This is a genomic window from Paenibacillus piscarius (assembly GCF_022234545.1).
GTDB lineage: Bacteria > Bacillota > Bacilli > Paenibacillales > Paenibacillaceae > Paenibacillus_AQ > Paenibacillus_AQ piscarius.
The window spans coordinates 62,445-80,928 of the sequence record NZ_JAIEUI010000028.1; the positions used below are offsets into that span (position 1 = coordinate 62,445).

Genomic DNA, 18,484 nt, shown 5'->3' on the forward strand with positions numbered 1-18,484 from the left:
CCTCCGCAATCTATCGCCTTACCATCTCTAGGAGGATAGCCAATGACAGAATATCTGATACGCCGGGTGCTTCAATCGGTACTGGTCATCTTTCTGATTACCATACTGACCTTTCTTCTCATTCATGCGGCTCCGGGCGGCCCTACGCAAGTGATGCTCGCGCCGGGCCTGTCGCCGGAAATCTTCGAGCAGCAAGCCAAGAATCTGGGGCTGGACCAGCCGATTCATATCCAGTATCTGCACTGGATTGGTGACCTGCTGCAAGGGGACCTGGGATATACCTTTAAGAACCATATTGCGATCTCGGATCTGCTCTGGCCGCGAATCGGCAATACCGTGATCCTGATGGGGGTCGCTTGGCTGGTATCGCTGCTGCTTGCCATACCGTGGGGAATCTATAATAGTACCAAAGTCTATGGGTTGTCGGATCAGACGGCTTCGTTCATCTCTTATCTGGGCTTCGCCATGCCGACCTTCTGGTTCGGGATACTGCTGCAGCAGTGGCTGTCGCTCAAGCTGGACTGGTTCCCCCTGTCGGATATGTATACAAGAGGCAAGGAAGGCAATGTAGGTGATTTGTTCATGCATCTGGTGCTGCCGGTCACCGTACTCGCGCTTGGCTTCCTGGCTTCTTATATGAAGTATGCGCGGGCCAGTATGCTGGAGGTGCTGGACCAGGATTATATCCGCACAGCCCGGGCCAAGGGTGTGAAGGAACGTAAGGTCATCTTCCGCCATGCCCTGCGCAATGCGCTGATTCCAATTATTACGGTACTCGGCCTGGATCTTCCGATCCTGGTGGGCGGGGCCGCACTGACAGAGAATGTATTCAACTGGCCGGGAATGGGCCGCTGGTTCGTAGAGATGGCCACGGCGCGCGAATATTCGGCACTGATGGCCGTTACGATCGTGACGGCTGTGATGGTCGTCATCGGCAATCTGCTGGCGGATATATTGTATGTAGTCGTTGATCCGCGGGTGAAGCTTGGCAAGCAAGGGGGGAAGGCAGCATGAGTACCAATAATACGGAGCTTACCAAAGGGGTTGTGTCCAAGCCGCTGGGGACACCGGATATGAATCCGATGCCGGGCGGGACGGACCCGGAGATTCCTGTGGTGGATACCGACCGGCCGCCGGGCCCCTGGAGAACACTGTGGAAGAAGTTCTCGCGCAATCCTTTTGCCATGGGCGGTTTAATCGTACTGCTTATCTTTGTCGTGTTAGGGATATGCGCACCGTACCTGACCTCTTATGGACCGGAGAAAATTGACCTGATGTTCGCCAATCTGAAGCCCGGAGCGGAGGGTCATCCCCTCGGCACCGATGAGCTGGGCCGCGATATTCTAAGCAGACTGCTCTACAGCGCCCGGATCTCGCTGCTGATCGGGTTCTCGGTTGCCGCTGTATCCGTGCTGGTCGGATCGGTGATCGGGGCCATTTCGGGTTACTTCGGCGGATTCGTGGATACGGTATTCATGCGTATTGTTGACGTTATGAACTCCGTGCCGTCCCTGTTTCTGAATATCCTGGTGATGGCGCTGTTCGGCACTCAGATCAAGTTCATGATTCTGATTCTGGCGTTCACGAGCTGGATGAGCATTGCCCGGCTGGTCCGGGGCACCTTCCTTCAGCTGCGGGAGATGCAGTATGTGGAAGCCGCCAGAGCGATCGGCGTATCCAGCTGGGGCATCATTTTCCGGCATCTGTTACGGAATGCCAGCTTCCCGATTATTGTCAACGCGACCCTGATGGTCGGCGGGGCGATTCTCAGTGAATCCGCGCTGTCCTATCTGGGCCTCGGCATCCAGGCTCCGGCCACAAGCTGGGGGCTGATGCTCAGCAACGCCCAGGAGTTCATGCTGGTCGATCCGATGCAGGCGGTGTATCCGGGCTTCTGCATTCTGATGGTGGTGCTGGCGGTTAACTTTATCGGCGACGGCATCCGGGATGCCCTTGATCCCAGACAGCAAGTGACCAAATCCCGGAGGAGGCTGGAGCAATGGCGCAAAAACTACTCGAAATCCGGAAACTGACCGCCGGCTTCGCGACAGAGAAGGGGCTGCTTAAGGCAACTGACGGCATCTCGCTCACAGTGGACAAGGGGCAGACGGTATGCATCGTCGGGGAATCCGGCAGCGGCAAAAGCGTCACCTCGCTGGCGATCATGCGGCTGATTGATTACGCAGGCGGGATGATTGTAGACGGAAGCATCAACTTCCACGGGCAGAATCTGGGGGAGAAGACCCAGGAAGAGATGCGGGACATCCGCGGCAACCGGATCGCAATGATCTTCCAGGACCCGATGTCCTCGCTGAATCCCGTCTTCACGATCGGGGAACAGATTGCGGAGAGCCTGCGTCTGCACCAGAACAAGAGCGATGCCGAAGCCATGAAGCAGGCAGTGGACTTAATTCGGCTGGTTGGTATTCCGGCCCCGGAGATCCGTGCAAAGCAGTACCCGCATGAGCTGTCCGGCGGGATGTGCCAGCGCGTGGTCATTGCGATTGCTCTAGCCTGCAATCCTGAGCTGCTGATTGCCGATGAGCCGACAACAGCGCTTGATGTGACCGTGCAGGCGCAGATTCTCGATCTGCTGCGCAAGCTGCAGTCGGAGCTGGGGATGTCCATCCTGCTGATTACCCATGACATGGGCGTTGCCGCCGAGATGGCTGACCGCATTGCCGTTATGTATGCCGGGGCCATCGTGGAAGAGGGCAGCGTCGAGGAGATCTTTGATCATCCCAGTCACCCTTATACAATGGGACTGCTCCAGTCGATCCCCGGATTCGAAGGCGGACGCGGCGGCGAGCTCTATACGATCAGCGGAACGATCCCGCCGATTGGCCAGCTGCCCGGGGGCTGCCGGTTCCATCCGCGCTGTCCCCATGCGATGGACATCTGCCGCAGCCAGGAGCCGCCGGATTTCATGATCTCTGCTGATCACCGTGCCGCCTGCTGGCTCTTCAAGGATAAGCCGGAATCGGCGGAATACAGCGGGGAGGCGAAGCGTGCATGAATAAGACATTGGACGTACCTGAACGTAAGCTTCCGGCTGCCTCTGAAGTGCTGCTGGAAGTGAAGGATGTTAAGAAGTATTTCCCGATCACCAAGGGGCTGCTGAACCGGACGGTCGGACAGGTGAAGGCGGTGGACGGGGTGAACCTGTCGATCCGCCAAGGCGAGACCTTCGGGCTGGTCGGCGAATCCGGCTGCGGTAAGTCCACCTTCGGTCGGGTGCTGCTCCGCCTGCAGAGTGCGACCGGGGGAGAAGTGTTGTTCAACGGCAAGGATATTCATTCCCTCGGTTCGAGGGAGATGCGCAAGCTGCGGGAGGAGATGCAGATCATCTTCCAGGACCCGTTCGGATCCCTGAATCCGCGCTTCCTTGTCAAGGATATCATTGGCGAGCCGCTGCGCATTCACCGGAAGATGTCGGCGAAGGAGACCGATGCCCGGGTAGTCGAGCTGATGGAGCTCGTTGGTCTGGATGCCAGCCGCCGCAACCGCTACCCGCATGAATTCTCCGGCGGACAGCGCCAGCGGATCGGCATCGCCCGGGCGATTGCCCTGAACCCGAAATTTATCGTCGCCGACGAGGCAGTATCGGCACTGGATGTGTCGGTCCAGTCCCAGGTGATTAACCTGCTGATGAAGCTGCAGAAGGAGCTGGGCTTAACCTTCCTGTTCATTGCGCATGGTCTGAACGTCGTCCGCCATATCTCCGACCGCGTCGGGGTGATGTACCTGGGCAAGCTTGTGGAGGTAGCTGAGACGGAGGAGCTGTTCGCGGCTCCGCTGCACCCGTACACAGCGGCCCTGCTCTCCGCAATTCCCAAGCCGTCACCAAGACGGAAGCAGGAGCGGATTATGCTGGAGGGGGATGTGCCCTCCCCGGCCAACCCGCCCTCGGGCTGCCGCTTCCATACCCGCTGCCCGTTCGTCCAGGACACCTGCCGCCAGACAGAGCCGCTGCTGAAGGAAGCAGTCCCGGGCCGGCAGGTCGCCTGCCATTTCCCGCTGCTGCCGAAGTCCTGATAACGGATTGTTATACGCTGTACCGAAGAGGAACGCCGCTGAAGGTTACGCGGCGTTCCTCTTCCCTTGTCCGAAACTAACCATTGTGTTCCAGATCGTTCTATAAGAAAATGGGAGCAGACAGATTCCTGGCAGTTTAATCCCAATTCATTCCCGCATCAGATGCGGACCGGAGGCTCAAGTGAACAAGGTAAACACAGCAGTTTCAGCTCTATTTATACTCATCATGGCAGCAGCAGCCTGGATCTGGGCAGCGGCCGTACATACCTGGACACCGGCGGGGACCCTGGCTTCCCTGGCCGCTCTGGCGCTGTTCATCTGGGCCGGCCTGCGGGCGATTCCTGCCCTGACCGGATACCTTAGCCCGCAGGGTGCGCTTGAAGCGTCAGTCAGAATAAACAACGGTGATCAGAAGGAGGAGCGTCAGCGGATCTGGTGGCAGATCATATTGTGGGTAGCCGCCAGCCGTGTGCTGCTCATCCTGGCAGCTTATGTATTCTGGGTCTTACGGGAAGGCGGCTCCGGCAATCTGTTCTCCCGATTCATTGAGATGTGGCATATCCGCGGTATTGACGCTATGTCTTATCTGGGCATCGCCGAGCGGTGGTATGTGACGGAAGGGGACCCCAGATTCCATATTGTGTTCCTGCCGTTCTTCCCGGTGCTCATTAAGCTGGCGCAGTTCTTCACGGGCAGCTATATGGTTGCCGGTTTTGTGGTAGCCAATCTGTGTACGCTGGCTGCGGCGGTGTTCGCGTATGAGCTGGCCCGGCTGGATCTGGCGCGCAGGAACGCGCTGCGGGTTGTGAAATATATCTTCATTTTCCCGTCGGCGTTCTTCTTCTTCATTCCCATGACAGAGTCGCTGTTCCTGCTGCTCTCGCTGATGGCCCTGTATTATGTGCGCCAGCGGCGCTGGCTGCTGGGCTGTATATGCGCGGCACTGGCCGGATTCACCCGTTCCCCGGGCATTCTGCTGGCTGTGCCGATTGCGGTGGAGCTGGCCCGTGAGCTGATAGCCGGTTACAGGCGGATGGACCGGAAGGCTTTTATGAACAAGGTGATTCTTGCGGTAGTCTCTCTGGTTACAGTCTCCTTCGGTCTGCTGGCCTATCTCTATATCAATTATAGTGTGACAGGCAACGCATTCCAGTTCAGTATCTATCAGCGGGAGCATTGGTCGCAGCGGGTCTATTTCTTCTTCGACACCGCGCGTTATCAGATGGAATATGCCGTGAATACCTTCAAGGATAAGGATTACCGCTCGTTCCTGGGGCTGTGGCTGCCGAATCTGACCGCGATCTTCGCCGTGCTTCTCATCATGCTCCGGAGTGCGAAGAAGCTGAACCCCGCATACATGGCGTATCTGATCGTCTATTTCGCCTACGTGGTTGCGCCGACCTGGCTGCTGTCTGCTCCGCGTTACTTCGCGGTGGCTTTTCCGCTGGCCTTCGCGGCGGTGCTGCTGACTGGGGATAAGAGATGGAAGGATGCCGTGCTGACCACTCTGTACATTGCGGGGAGCCTGCTCTATCTGGCGGTGTTCGTGGCGGGTTATCCGGTATATTAACCAATATAAGTATCCGAAATTACAGAAACGATGGTGGCTATGCAGATTCAACTGGAAGATCAGATGGTGACACTACATGTTCAGTATGGCAAGCGCAAGAAGCTTTCCGTAACCGTGGACGGCTCGGACCTCATTACCGTTAAGGCGCCTAAGGGAACAAGTGAAGAGACAATCCTTGGTGCGGTAGCAAGCATAGGCCCGAGGATTCTGGAGCAGCTGCGCAGGAATGCGGCGGCCCGGAAGGTGCCGGAGGCGAAGCGGTATGAGGGGGAAGAGGTCTATCTGTATCTGGGCCGGGAGGTTGCGCTCCATGAGCTGATAACGGTGCAGGAGAAGAATGCGGAAGAGCTGAAGCTGGCGCTGAAGAAGTTCTATATGTCCAGTCTCAAAAAAATCATCGCTGAGCGCATCACCCGCTATCAGATACAGCTTAGAGTGAAGCCGAAGAGTATCGAAATTGTGGAATCGCGGACCAAATGGGGCAGCTGCAGCTTTGACGGCAAGCTGACGTTCAACTACCGGCTGGCCATGGCGCCGCCTGAAGTGATTGATTATGTCATCATTCATGAGCTGTGTCATCTGCTGCATATGAATCACGACCGGTCCTTCTGGCGGCGCCTGGGGAGTGTGATGCCGGACTACAAGGAGAAGGAAGCATACCTGGCCCGGCAGGGGCAATTCATGACACTGTGACCTGTAGGCCTGGATGCAGGCTCTGCCTGCGGTTTATCCGATGTAGGTAGCCGGGTGCTTAAGGCCCGGCGGATACTCCAGGCTGCCCTGGGTCCTTACGAACAGGCCCTCTGAATAACTGCTGCCTGACAGTTCCGGGCCGGGATCATCGGGGGTGAAGTGGAAGACGATCTTCTCTGTATTGCTGTCCGCAAGCAGTAAGGCCATGTCGCGGCAGGACACCGGTTGTGTGCTGATCAGGTCAAAGATCTCCAGCTGCCCGTTCTCCTGCTGGCAGATCGCGATGACCTTCTCGTTCTCCAGGTAGTAGAGCTGTCCGCTGAATACGTTCAGGCCGTAGAACATCAGCAGGCCATAGACCCCGCTGACCCCAAGCCGCTGCGATACCGGAATCCGCTGCGAACCAAGCGTTGTGAACAGATCCAGATCATGCGGGTCGGCAAGGTCCAGCTTGCGGATTACCGCAGATCCGGCGGCATCCCGGGGACAGTCCATGGAGAAGAGCTGCTCGTCCACTGGCTTGAAGCCGAACTTCGGATAGAACTCCAGCACCGAATCATTGGCAAACAGATACATGAATTCATACCCCTGCCCGTAATCCTCCAGCACCTTGTTCATCAGCTGTGTGGGTAGGCCCCGCCCCCGGTAGTCCGGGTGAGTCATTACCGTCCCGAGCTGCACAGCGCGGGACTTCACCCCGTTAATAATTATCTCCAGCAGGTTCACCGAGACATTGGCCACGATCTGCCCGTCATCTGCGTAAGAATAAGGAATGTATGATTCATTCCAGAACCCCGCCTCATACCAGCGCGCAAGTTCCAATCCGAATATGCTCTTAGCCAGCCGGAAGAAGCTCTCCCTCAGCGGCTCATGCTCTTTATAATTGCAGACAAGGTGAAGACTATCCATGATCGTTACTCCTTAGTAGTATGGGATGATTTCATATATCCCTAATGGTAATGAACATCCCCTCCAAAAGCCAGGGTGAAATTAAGTTTAAACAAATAATCCCATTAATATTTAAGCCCTACGAACTGTTTCGTAAAATACATAGCTTCCTTATTTGGTGCTTTGATACCACGAATTTTGATGGATGTCAATACGCTAAAGGATACCTAAAAGTACTCTCGGGTGTTATTCACAATTCCCGGGCGGAACGTTATCTTAGGTAATAAGAAGTGTTCACTATTAAGAACCCGTAACGTATCACACAGGGCTGGAGGTTAGGCTATGAGCGCAATCGCCGGGATCTATTCCATGCAGCATGGGCCGCTGGACCCGAAGCTGGGTCCGCGCCTGATGCGGCAGCTGCAGCGTTATCCGGCGGATGATACCGGATGCTGGCAGACGGAGGGGTTGTTTCTCGGCTGCCGCTCACAGTGGATTACCCCGCAGTCGGTGGGCGAGGTGATGCCCTATGCCGATCCGCTGCGCGGGCTGGCTATCGTGGCTGACGCCATTATAGATAACCGCAGCGAGCTCTTTGGACAACTTCAGGTGGTCCGTGAGGACCGGGCCTCCATGCCCGACAGCCTGCTGATTCTGCTGGCCTACGAGAAGTGGGGGGAGCAGGCCCCGGTTCATCTGGTCGGCGATTTCGCCTTCATGATCTGGGACTATACCCGGCAGCAGCTGTTCGGAGCGCGGGATTTCTCGGGGAACCGGACGTTGTACTTCCGCCGCACGGGCAGGCAGTTCGCCTTCTGTACCGTGATGCATCCCTTGCTCACCCTGACGGAAGGCGGACAGGGGCTGAATGAGGCCTGGATCTCGGAGTTCCTGGCAAGCCAGGGACGGACGGATGTGGTAGATCTGTTCTCCACCGTCCACCAGGACGTAGAGCAATTGCCTCCGGCCCATTCGGTGACGGTCAGCAAGAAGGGGGTCTCATTCTCCAGATATTACACCTTTGAGATTCCGCAACCGCTGAGGCTGCGCAGCAACGGAGAGTACGAGGAAGCGCTGCGCGAAGTGTTCGGGCGGGCCGTCAGAGACCGGCTGCGCACCCATCATGCGGCAGGGGCCAACTTAAGCGGCGGACTCGACTCCGGCTCCGTGGTCAGCTTCGCGGCGGAGGAGCTGCGCCGGACAGGCAAGCCTCTGTATACGTTCAGCTCTTATCCGCTGGACAACTTCACGGGCTTCAAGCTGGGCCAGCGGGTTACAGATGAACGCCCTTACATCCGGGAGATTATCGACCATGTTGGAAACATTGAGCCGAGCTTCCTGAACTTTCCGGACCGCAGCTCATACGGCGAGATTGACGAATGGCTGGAGATCATGGAGATGCCCTACAAGTTCATCGAGAACTCCTATTGGCTCAAAGGCATCTATGAGCAGGCGCACTCGCAGGGTGTCGGCGTGCTGCTTAGCGGACAACGCGGCAACTGGAGCGTCTCCTGGGGGCCGGCGCTGGATTACCAGGCGAAGCTGCTGCGGGAATTGCGCTGGCTCTCCTTCTACCGCGAGAACAAGCTGTACAGCCGCACCATGGGCGTCAGCCGCAAGCGGATGCTGAAGCTTGCCGGCCGCAAGGCTTTTCCCGCCCTCGGCCAGTTAGCCGGGGGGAGACAGGAAGCTCCACTGGAGCTGATTCATCCCGAATTTGCCCGGCGGACAGGCGTGCTGGAGCGGCTGAGCGAACAGGAATCCATGCTTGCCACCCGGACGGTCTATGAGATCCGCCGCGCACATTTTCAGCAGCCGCATGTGTGGAATGTGAACGGGATCGCAGCGACCAAGCTGTCCCTGAAGTACAAGGTATGGGATCGTGACCCTACGAATGATCTGCGTGTCATCAACTTCTGCCTGTCCGTGCCGGAAGAGCAGTATGTCCAGAACGGAGTGGACCGCTCGCTGATCCGCCGGGCGATGAAGGGGCGGCTGCCGGATACGGTCAGGCTGAACCAGACGCGGCGCGGAATTCAGGGAGCGGACGGAATTACACGGATGCTGCCCCAATGGCCGAAGTTCCTTCAGGAGGTTCAGGAGATGCTCCGGGACCCGCTCACATCATCTTACCTGAATCATACCGGGCTCGCCGGATGCTTGGACCGGCTGGGTAGTGAGCCCGAACCTGCTTTAATCTTTAATACCGATTTCCGCCTTCTCACCCGGGGACTGGTGTTCTACCGCTTCCTGAAGCGGGTGACCTGAAGGACAGAGCTTGAAAGGGGGTGACAACTATGAAAAAGGAATACAGCAAGCCTACATTGGAAGTGCTGGATGTGAAAATGACTATGGCTGGCCCCGGGATTTCCATTGCCGATGCCTTCCAAGCCGATCCGGATGAGATCGTTAGTCACTCCTAGTCTTCCCGCATTAACGCTCAGCCCTGATCCCTCTTAGCTTGCTGGAGGGGGATGAGGGCTATCCCTATATTCAATCATCCGTCAGGTAACGGGTGAAATTGACAGAGATGGAGTGAACCGTATGGCTGGCACCGCACAATGTCTCGGGTACAAGGCCTTCGGCCTGCAGATTATCAGCGAATTCCCGTTGCCGGAGCTTCCCCGGACGGACCTTCCCGGGCAGATAGGCAGTGTATCTGTCGTGCAGGGCGACCTGTCGGCGCGCTGGGAGACCATTCCGAAGATCACAGCGAATCTGGGTGTCGCCGGAGATGAAGTGATGTTCACGGTGAAGGACACGGCGGTCTTCTCCATTCAGAACGGCAGCACCATCACCGTATCTCCTGTAGCCGGGGCTGATCCGGACAGTATCCGCTTGTTCATTCTGGGCAGCTGTATGGGGGTTCTGCTGATGCAAAAAGGTATTCTCGCCCTTCACGGAAGCTCGCTCGTACTGGATAACAAGGCCTATGCGCTGGTGGGGCGCTCCGGTGCAGGCAAATCTACGCTGGCCTCCTATCTGATGGATCAGGGCCATCTCATGGTCAGTGACGACGTTATTCCCGTATTGGTGCACAATGGACATCCATTGGCTGTTCCAGGGTATCCGCAGCAGAAGCTATGGCAGCAGAGCCTGGACTATTTGGGAATGAATTCGTCTGCGTACCGTCCGCTGTTCCGGCGGGAGACCAAGTTCGCCGTACCGGTGCATGACCGCTTTCAGAGTGAGCCGCTGCCGCTGGCCGGAATTTTTGAGCTGGCTGTAGGCGGGACGGATGAGGTAACGGTTCAGCCGGTTAACGGATTGGAGCGGCTTCATATTCTATATAACCATACCTATCAGAAAGCGCTGGTCGATCCCATGGGCCTGCGGGAATGGCATTTCGGCCTGCTGGCTTCATTCGTGAACCGGCTGCCGATGTACCGGCTGACCCGCCCGGAGCAGGGCTTCAGTGCGCCGAGGCAGCGAGAATTGATTATGGATACCATTAAGCAGAAGGTGGAGGAGATGAACCGATGAGTATGAATATGGCAGAAGTGCTGTCCCTGGAGTCGGTGCTGGTTCAGCGGGAAGGCAATATCGCCAGCGACATGGACGGCGAGAAGGTGATGCTGAATGTGAAGAACGGCAAGTATTACAATCTCGGCGAGGTCGGCGGTGCGATCTGGGAAGCGCTGGCTTCACCGGTGTCCATCCGCCGGATTGCCGAGATCATGCAAGAGACCTTCGAGGTTCCGGCGGAGCTGGCGCAGCAGGATGTCATTGATTTTGTACAGAATCTGCTGAATGAGGATCTGGTTGCCGTTGTCAGCGGATCATGAAGAAGCTCCGGCGTCTCCGTCAGCTGTTGAAAAATGAAAAAGCCGCACTGGCGCTCATCCCTGAGGCGTTATGGCGGCTTTTGCTGGTCCGGATCCAATTGCTGTTCCCCTTCAACCGGACGGCCCCGCAGCTAGGAGTGAAATCCCTGGAGACTCCTGAGGTCTCAAGTGAAGCGGATCTTCCCCGCATCCGGCAGATCACGACCGCCATCCGGCTGATCAGCCGGTACACTCCGTGGAAGAGTACCTGTATGGTCCGGGCGGTGGCCGGCCTCAAGATGCTGGAGAAGCGGGGAATTGAGAGCACCCTGTATATGGGGGTGGCGCGCGACAAGCAGGGCCAGATGATTGCCCATGCCTGGCTGCGCAGCGGGTCAAGCTATGTCTCCGGGGACGATGCGATGCAGGGCTTCGTTGTTGTCGAGAAGTTCGCCAAGGTGTTACAAGCCGAATAATCGAGGTGGGTCCATGCAAGCGATCATCTATTATGTCCGGCAGCTTCAGCGGCTGTCCGGAGTGAAGCTATATCTTAATCTGCTGGGCATGGTGATCAGCGGCCTGCTGGAGAGCTCGGCAATTCTGCTGCTGGTGCCGATGCTCGGCATGGCCGGGATTGAGCTGGGCGGCTCGGCAGCGGCAGCGGAACGGTTGCCGGGGCTCAGCTTCATCCAGGGGCTGCCGCAGTCCACAGCGCTGCTGCTGGTACTGGGCAGCTACGTGCTGATTATCCTCTGCCAGAACCTGATCTCACGGTTCGTAGCCATCCGTAATGTGGAGATTCAGCAGACCTATGGCCGGCAGCTGCGGTATGAGGTCTATGGCGCATTGCTGCGGTCCGAATGGTCTTTTTTTCTGCGGAAACGCACTTCCGATCTCATCAATGTGATGACGACGGAGCTGGCGAGAGTCCTGGCGGGCATCAGCGGCTTCCTGCAATTCCTCACCTCGCTGCTGTTCACTCTGGTGCAGATCGGGTTCGCCTTCTGGCTGTCCCCCAAGCTGACGCTTGCCGTCCTTGTCTGCGCTGCGCTGCTGTCGGTCTTCTCCCGCCGGTTCATCCGCAAGGCCAAGCGGCTGGGCAGCCGCAGCACCGAGCTGGGTAAGACGTATCTGGGCGGAATCACGGACCAATTGAACGGCATTAAGGATATCAAAAGCAATAATCTGGAGCAATCCCGGCTGGACTGGCTGCACGCCTTCACCGGGGAGGTCAAGCAGGAGCAGCTCGATTACACGCGATTGCGTTCCAACTCCCAGCTCTTATATAAGCTCTCCTCTACACTGCTGATTGCGGTATTCATCTTCGTGTCATTCCGGTTCATGCACGTGGAGGGCCCGAGCCTGTTGCTCGTCATTCTGGTCTTCACCCGGCTGTGGCCGACCTTCTCCACGCTGCAGTCGCTGCTGGAGCAGCTGGCCTCGGTCTTGCCTTCGTTCCGGCAGCTCCAGCAGCTGCAGGATGAATGTCTGGCCGCTGCCGAGCATGGCCCGGATCATGGCGGAGCGCCTGTGCAGCCGATGGAGCTTAAGCATGGCCTCGAGGCCAGGGATGTGGATTTCCGGTATCAGCCGAGTGAACCGGAGTACTCGCTGCAAGCGGTGAATGTGCGGATTCCAGCCCGGCAGATGACGGCTATTGTCGGACGCTCCGGCGCGGGCAAAAGCACGCTCGTCGACCTGCTCATGGGTCTGATGCAGCCCGAGCGCGGAGAGATTCTGGCGGACGGCGAGCCGATCACCGGGGAGCGGCTGCTCGCCTACCGCAGATCCATCGGTTATGTGGCGCAGGATCCGTTCCTGTACAATGCAACGATCCGGGACAATCTGATGATGATCAAGCCGGATGCGGAAGAGTCGGAGCTGTGGGAGGCGCTGGAGTTCGCGTCCTCGGCGGACTTCGTCCGCAGGCTGCCGGACGGGCTGGATACGCTGCTGGGCGACCGCGGCGTCCGCCTGTCCGGCGGCGAGCGGCAGCGCCTGGTGCTGGCGCGCGCCATTATCCGCAAGCCGTCGATCCTGGTGCTCGATGAGGCGACCAGTGCGCTCGACACCGAGAACGAGCAGCGGATTCAGGAGGCGCTGGAGCGGCTGAAGGTCTCGGTGACGGTCATCGTCATCGCCCACCGCCTGTCCACAATCCGGGGGGCAGACCAGATCCTGGTCATTGACCAGGGCCGGGTCATCCAGCAGGGCGTGTACAGCGGCCTGGCCTCGGAGAAGGGCGGCATGTTCAGCCGGCTGCTGAAGGGGCAGGAGGAAGCGGGATAAGAGCTGCGAGGTGCCGGGCCAAATGTATGCTAAAAACCGAACAGATTTGGAGCTGCGTGGGTGAGTGTGCCCAATGTATGCTAAAAACCGATTACATTCGGAGCTGCGTCGGCGCGTGATCCAAATGTAATCGAAAAACCGATTACAATCGGAGCTGTGTGGGCGTGTGGTCTAAATGTAATCGAAAAACCGATTACATTCGGAGCTGTGTGGGCGCGTGGTCCAAATGTAATCGAAAAACCGATTACAATCGGAGCTGCGTCGGCGCGTGATCCAAATGTAATCGAAAAACCGATTACATTCGGAGCTGCGTCGGCGCGTGGTCCAAATGTAATCGAAAAACCGATTACAATCGGAGCTGTGTGGGCGTGTGGTCTAAATGTAATCGAAAAACCGATTACAATCGGAGCTGCGTGGGTGCGTGAGCCAAATGTAATCGAAAAACCGATTACATTGGCTGACCGCCACCCAGCTCCAAAACCGTAAAAAGGCAAGTGCTGCGTTTGAGCAGCACTTGCCTTTTTGGTATGGGCGCGTCACCTGCACCCTAAATGAAACTCCCCGCCTACAGCTCCTTCTCCACACCCGTCACCTTCCGCCAGCTCCACAGCACAGGCCGCAGCGGGAAATACAGGAAATGCAGCGGCTTCGGCAGCGGCAGGGTCTTGGCATCCGCCGCATACGGATACAGGAAGCTGGCGGAGCGGAGCACCCGGTTCCGGGGGGACAGAATGCTCGGCAGGTATCTGCTGAAATGCTGCTCGACCTCCGGCTCCAGCGGCGGGGTGTTCAGGTTCACAATCCGCGGGAGGTAGAACAGAACTTCCCGGGCCAGCCTGCGGGCCTTCGGGCTGTCCATCAGCGGTGCCAGCGCCGGGTCTACCGGCGTCTCCAGCAGCTCAGCGGCCAGAACGAGCGTCTGGCCGGCCACGGCGCTGTGGCTGTAGCGCTCCAGGAGGCGAAGCAGCAGCGCCGGATCAGGCGGCTGATTGCCCAGCAGCAGCAGCTTGATGTCGTGCAGCCATCTCAGCCGGGACCAGGCATGTCTGGCTCCGTGGACCGCCAGGAACATGAACAGATCCTCCGGCCCTAAGTAATGGACATTCTGGCCGAAGTGGGGGCTTGTCCGCGATTGTCTCCACAGCGCGTCGAATCCCGGCTCCTTCGCCGGTCCCGGGCCCAGTCTCCAGTGCAGCTCCACATTGATTCTGCTGACGGGATGGATGAATGTGGTATGGTGCTCCCGCCATTTCCAGTCCCCCAGCAGACTCTCAAATTTGTCTTCCTTCTCATACCCGAGCCGGATCAGCAGGGTTTCCGCATCCTCCAGCTGATCGATCGGCACCAGGAAATCGAGGTCACGGGAGGTCCGCTGCGAGAGATCGCCGTACAGCTCCTGACCGAGCACCGGCCCCTTGAGGAAAATGCAGCGGATGTTCAGCTCAGCCAGCTGGCTGGCGATATTGCTCATCTCGCCGCTGAGCTGGAGCATCTGCACCGTATTCCGGCGGTACTCCCATTTCAGGCGCTCCAGCACCTCGGCAGGAACCGCCTGCATCTCCATCCGGCTGAGTCTGGGATAGAGATAAGGATATACGCGGTGATGCCGGTTAAGCTCTACGAACAAGTCCCAGTTCAGGTCTGTGAACAGCTCTGGCTGCTGTTGTGCTGTTTCATCCAGGTTCCCGGAATTCAGCAGTGCAAGAATAAGTTGTACTTCCTTGGATAAGCTTCCCTGATCAAGGGTATTCCGGTTAGTCATAGAGACTCTCCCTTTACCTGATTTTGAACAATTTACTAGAATATTAGTGAGCGTACCATCGTTCGCAGAATGTTGTCAATTGAAGGACCGGTAAGGCCTGCCGGTCTTCAATAAGCCCCGGCGCTCAGCTTCAGAATTGTGCCGGTGGAGGCCGGAATCACATCGGCATTGCTGCCCAGGCCGAAGTAGAAGTCGCCGCCGGATTCCTCGAAGGAACGGGCGAACGTATCCCGGCTGAAGCGGAAGACCTCAGTCCAGCCCCCTCCGCCGGTGGTGAAGGCCGAGGTGCTTTTACGGTAGACATAATTCGTATACTGACCGGAGGGCTCCTTGGCATAGCCAAGCGCGTATACCGTCTCCCCGCGGTCGAGAATATCTATAGGCATTACTGAAGAATTCGGCAGCAGCTCCTTGCGAGTGTTCTGGAAGCCCGCTCCGGCGGAGAACAGGCCCTGCGGGATGGATTGATGGTCGTTGTAGATTTGGCCTGCAATATACAGCAGCCGTCCGTTCACCTCTGTGGTACGCAGCAGCTTCAGCCAAGGCTGGCCGCTGACGCCGGGAACGTTGACTTCACCAGGCTTCGTCACGAAGCTGAGTCCGGGGAAAAGCTGGCTGCTGGTGAAGGTCAGCTTCGTCTGGACCAGTCCGCTGCCGGTCTGCCGGATGGAGGACATGTAGCCTTTTTCATTGGCAATCCCCTGTGTCTTGCCCGCCGTGGCGGAGGAAGCATAGAGCGTGTCGCCCAGTCCGAACAGAGTGTAAGCGCGCATGATGCCGTATTGGGAGACGGTGCCGAACCGGGTCCAGGTATTTCCTCTGTCGGAGGATACGTAGATCAGCGGGCCGTCGCTGGCTCCCAGCGCAGCATACAGCTTCCCCTGATAGTAGGCCATATCATAGACATGAATGCCGCCGGGAATATTCATATATTGGTCCCAGTGGTCCCCGTTCAGGCGGTAAAAGTTACCGTAACCCCAGCCCGGAACTCTGGAGTCATGCCCGGGAATGTACAGCTCCCCGTTCAACACCTTGAAGGTATCGATCTGCTCATCCATGACATAGACGCTCGTGGTCACCTTGCCCGTGGAGGGATTGGTGTAGGTCACATCCTGAACAGAGAACTTGTTCTGGGCCAGGTCCCAGTAATAGATGGGAACCGGCCCTGCATTGGACGAAGGCGCATAATTGCTGCTGTTGCCGTGGCCGAGATAGATTTTGCCGCCGAAGAGCTGCATATCCCAGACGTTGCGGGCATATGCCGCTTTCTTGAACGGGCTGCCCAGCACTGTGATGGAGGAGCTGACATCGGGAGCCGCGGCGCTCACCTGCACTTCCTGAACCGGCAAGGCTGCCGCCTGCAGCCCCTCCCCGTAAGATATTACACCGATTAGCATAAGACCTACGCATAACCGGCCCACACCTTTTTTGAACCTCTGCATAATAAACCTCCTATAATTTGGAATGAGGACAATGATAATCGAATTTTGCCAAAAAAAGAAGATCGTCTGCCCGTTTTGGTTCTTCAGGTACAACCCCTGCCGCAAACATGCATCCGGTGGGCGGGAAGGCCCAGGACCCCCCAATTCCAAAATCCGTACCCCTACGCCACAATTGCGTTCATTCTGCAAGCCTGCCCCCTTTGCTAGACTTACATCATGAACATATTGCAAAGGAGGGATCGCTTGAAAAAGCTTAGAAGAACCGGCATTCACGACCATCATCCGGCCGGTTATTGGTTTATCGCCCCCAGCATGGCGGGAATTACACTGTTCTATCTGGTGCCTGCCCTGATGTCGCTGGTCATGATGTTTACCGATTATTCCTTCATGAACAAGGGGGATATCCAGTTCGTCGGGCTGGATAACTTCAGACGGCTGGCGGGAGATGCTTCTTTTCATAACTCCGTCCTGAAGACCTTCATCTTTCTGCTGACGGTTCCGGTATCGCTGCTTGTGGCTTTTCCCATCGCCTACATTCTGAACAGAAGCGTCTACTGGACCAAGCTGCTGCGCACGCTGTACTTCCTGCCCTATATCATGAATGGTGTCGCCATCGCCTTCGTCTGGATGCTGCTCTTCCACCCCAGCCTCGGCCCCATTAACGGAGCGCTCCGGCTGGTTGGCATCGCTGATCCGCCGGGCTGGCTGTCCGAGAGCAGTACGGCGATCTATGCGTTATGTATCATTCAGATCTGGATTATGGTCGGCTACAACATGATTATCTATCTCTCCAGCCTTCAGGAGGTGCCGAAGGAGCTCTTGGAGGCGGCGACCATCGACGGGGCACGGCTGTGGCATTCCATCCGTTATATCACCGTGCCGCTGGTGTCGCCAACCACCTTCCTGCTGCTGATCACAGGATTTATCTCGGCCATTAAGACGTTCGGCATCATTCAGGCGACCACCGCCGGAGGACCGGGGGAAGGCAGCAATGTGCTGTCGCTTTACATTTACAAAACCGCCTTCCGCTACTACGAAATGGGCTACGCTTCCGCCGTATCCTGGATGCTGTTCGCCATGGTCATGCTCATTATGCTTGCCAATTGGGCAGGACAGCGCCGCTGGGTTCATTACTAAAAGAAAGCAAGGAGAGCCGCTTATGGAAACAACAATAACCCCCTCAGTCTCTGCGGGGCGGCAGCCGGCAAGGCGTGCTCCGGGCCTGTGGAAGTGGCTGCTGACGCTGGTGATGACCGCTATGGGTCTGCTGCTGCTGCTGCCCTTCTTCTGGATGATCTCCACCTCATTCAAAACACCGCTGGAAGTGTTCGAATTCCCGATTCAGTGGATCCCGCAGCATCCGGTCTGGAAGCACCATGTGAATGTATGGACAGGAACGGGGAGCTTCGCGCTGCTGTATATGAATTCCCTGAAAATCTCGATCCTCTCGACCCTTGGCGCTGTCACGTTTGCTGCTCTGGCCGCCTACGGCTTCTCGCGGATTCAGTTCCGCGGCCGGGAGCCGCTGTTCCTGATCTATTTATCTATGATGATGATCCCGCCGCAGATTCTGTTCGTGCCGAGATTCGTGCTGTTCAACTGGATGGGCATCTACAACACCCACTGGGCGCTGATTCTGCCGGGGGCATTCACCATCTTCGGCGTGTTCCTGCTGCGCCAGTTCTTCATTACTGTCCCCCAGGAGATCAGTGAAGCTGCCTTCATCGACGGCGCCGGGCATTTCCGCATCTTCACCCGGGTCATTCTGCCGCTGGCGAAGGCACCGCTGGCAACGCTGACGATCCTCGACTTCTCCTGGCACTGGAATGATTACGAGAATGCCCTGATCTTCCTGGTGGACAAGAATCTGTATACGGTGCCGCTGGGGCTGCAGAACTTCGTGCTGGAGAATTCGGTTGATTACAACGGGATGATGGCCGCGGCTACAGCCGCTATGATTCCGATGATTGTGGTCTTCCTGGCCGGCCAGAAGTTCATTATTCAAGGCATTGCCAGCGGGGCGGTCAAGGGGTAGTACAGA

Annotated in this window: 17 protein-coding genes; 14 read left to right on the forward strand and 3 right to left on the reverse strand. The window is 57.4% G+C overall.

The window, feature by feature from the left end:
• Positions 1-42 precede the first annotated feature (42 nt).
• The 6 genes from K1558_RS29340 to K1558_RS29365 all read left to right on the forward strand — a co-directional run bounded on the left by K1558_RS29340 (position 43) and on the right by K1558_RS29365 (position 6,298).
• Entirely contained in the window at positions 43-1,014 is a 972-nt protein-coding gene (locus tag K1558_RS29340; protein ID WP_238655523.1) for an ABC transporter permease, read from the forward strand.
• Between the two features lie 59 nt (positions 1,015-1,073).
• Positions 1,074-2,033, forward strand: a complete 960-nt coding sequence (locus K1558_RS29345) for an ABC transporter permease (RefSeq protein WP_238655550.1) — start codon at positions 1,074-1,076, stop codon at positions 2,031-2,033.
• Positions 2,000-3,016 (forward strand): ABC transporter ATP-binding protein, encoded by a 1,017-nt coding sequence (locus K1558_RS29350; RefSeq protein WP_238655524.1) that lies wholly within the window; start codon positions 2,000-2,002, stop codon positions 3,014-3,016. The genes K1558_RS29345 and K1558_RS29350 overlap by 34 nt, the downstream gene beginning before the upstream one ends.
• The gene (locus K1558_RS29355; RefSeq protein ID WP_238655525.1) at positions 3,013-4,035 is read left to right on the forward strand and encodes an ABC transporter ATP-binding protein; all 1,023 of its coding nucleotides are present in this window, start codon (positions 3,013-3,015) and stop codon (positions 4,033-4,035) included. Before K1558_RS29350 ends, K1558_RS29355 begins: the two co-directional genes overlap by 4 nt.
• A 181-nt stretch (positions 4,036-4,216) precedes the next feature.
• Positions 4,217-5,605, forward strand: a complete 1,389-nt coding sequence (locus K1558_RS29360; RefSeq protein WP_238655526.1) for a hypothetical protein — start codon at positions 4,217-4,219, stop codon at positions 5,603-5,605.
• Between the two features lie 39 nt (positions 5,606-5,644).
• Complete coding sequence (locus K1558_RS29365; protein WP_238655527.1) at positions 5,645-6,298, forward strand: M48 family metallopeptidase; 654 nt, start codon at positions 5,645-5,647, stop codon at positions 6,296-6,298.
• Positions 6,299-6,331: 33 nt separating this feature from the next.
• On the opposite strand, the gene K1558_RS29370 is transcribed toward K1558_RS29365, so the two are convergent.
• Positions 6,332-7,207, reverse strand: coding sequence for a GNAT family N-acetyltransferase (locus tag K1558_RS29370; RefSeq protein ID WP_238655528.1), 876 nt, complete (start codon positions 7,205-7,207; stop codon positions 6,332-6,334).
• A gap of 321 nt (positions 7,208-7,528) precedes the next feature.
• Between K1558_RS29370 and K1558_RS29375 the strand changes: the two genes are divergently transcribed.
• From K1558_RS29375 to K1558_RS29400, 6 genes are all read left to right on the forward strand, one after another.
• Positions 7,529-9,454, forward strand: a complete 1,926-nt coding sequence (locus K1558_RS29375; protein WP_238655529.1) for an asparagine synthase-related protein — start codon at positions 7,529-7,531, stop codon at positions 9,452-9,454.
• Positions 9,455-9,483: 29 nt separating this feature from the next.
• Complete coding sequence (locus K1558_RS29380; RefSeq protein ID WP_238655530.1) at positions 9,484-9,609, forward strand: paeninodin family lasso peptide; 126 nt, start codon at positions 9,484-9,486, stop codon at positions 9,607-9,609.
• A 121-nt stretch (positions 9,610-9,730) separates the two neighbouring features.
• Positions 9,731-10,669 (forward strand): phosphoenolpyruvate carboxykinase (ATP), encoded by a 939-nt coding sequence (locus K1558_RS29385; protein ID WP_238655531.1) that lies wholly within the window; start codon positions 9,731-9,733, stop codon positions 10,667-10,669.
• Entirely contained in the window at positions 10,666-10,971 is a 306-nt protein-coding gene (locus K1558_RS29390) for a lasso peptide biosynthesis PqqD family chaperone (RefSeq protein WP_238655532.1), read from the forward strand. The genes K1558_RS29385 and K1558_RS29390 overlap by 4 nt, the downstream gene beginning before the upstream one ends.
• Positions 10,972-10,997: 26 nt before the next feature.
• Complete coding sequence (locus K1558_RS29395) at positions 10,998-11,426, forward strand: lasso peptide biosynthesis B2 protein (protein WP_238655533.1); 429 nt, start codon at positions 10,998-11,000, stop codon at positions 11,424-11,426.
• 13 nt (positions 11,427-11,439) lie between these two features.
• Positions 11,440-13,239, forward strand: coding sequence for an ABC transporter ATP-binding protein (locus K1558_RS29400; RefSeq protein ID WP_238655534.1), 1,800 nt, complete (start codon positions 11,440-11,442; stop codon positions 13,237-13,239).
• Positions 13,240-13,804: 565 nt separating this feature from the next.
• On the opposite strand, the gene K1558_RS29405 is transcribed toward K1558_RS29400, so the two are convergent.
• Positions 13,805-15,001 carry a nucleotidyltransferase domain-containing protein gene (locus K1558_RS29405; protein WP_238655535.1) on the reverse strand — a complete coding sequence of 399 codons (1,197 nt, stop codon included), beginning with the start codon at positions 14,999-15,001 and terminating at the stop codon, positions 13,805-13,807.
• A gap of 107 nt (positions 15,002-15,108) precedes the next feature.
• Entirely contained in the window at positions 15,109-16,443 is a 1,335-nt protein-coding gene (locus K1558_RS29410; protein ID WP_238655536.1) for a hypothetical protein, read from the reverse strand.
• 243 nt (positions 16,444-16,686) lie between these two features.
• On the opposite strand from K1558_RS29410, the gene K1558_RS29415 reads away from it, so the two are divergent.
• Positions 16,687-17,580: a carbohydrate ABC transporter permease gene (locus K1558_RS29415; RefSeq protein WP_238655537.1), complete on the forward strand. Its 894-nt coding sequence runs from the start codon at positions 16,687-16,689 to the stop codon at positions 17,578-17,580.
• Between the two features lie 22 nt (positions 17,581-17,602).
• Positions 17,603-18,478 carry a carbohydrate ABC transporter permease gene (locus K1558_RS29420; RefSeq protein WP_420800480.1) on the forward strand — a complete coding sequence of 292 codons (876 nt, stop codon included), beginning with the start codon at positions 17,603-17,605 and terminating at the stop codon, positions 18,476-18,478.
• The last annotated feature ends 6 nt before the right edge of the window (positions 18,479-18,484 follow it).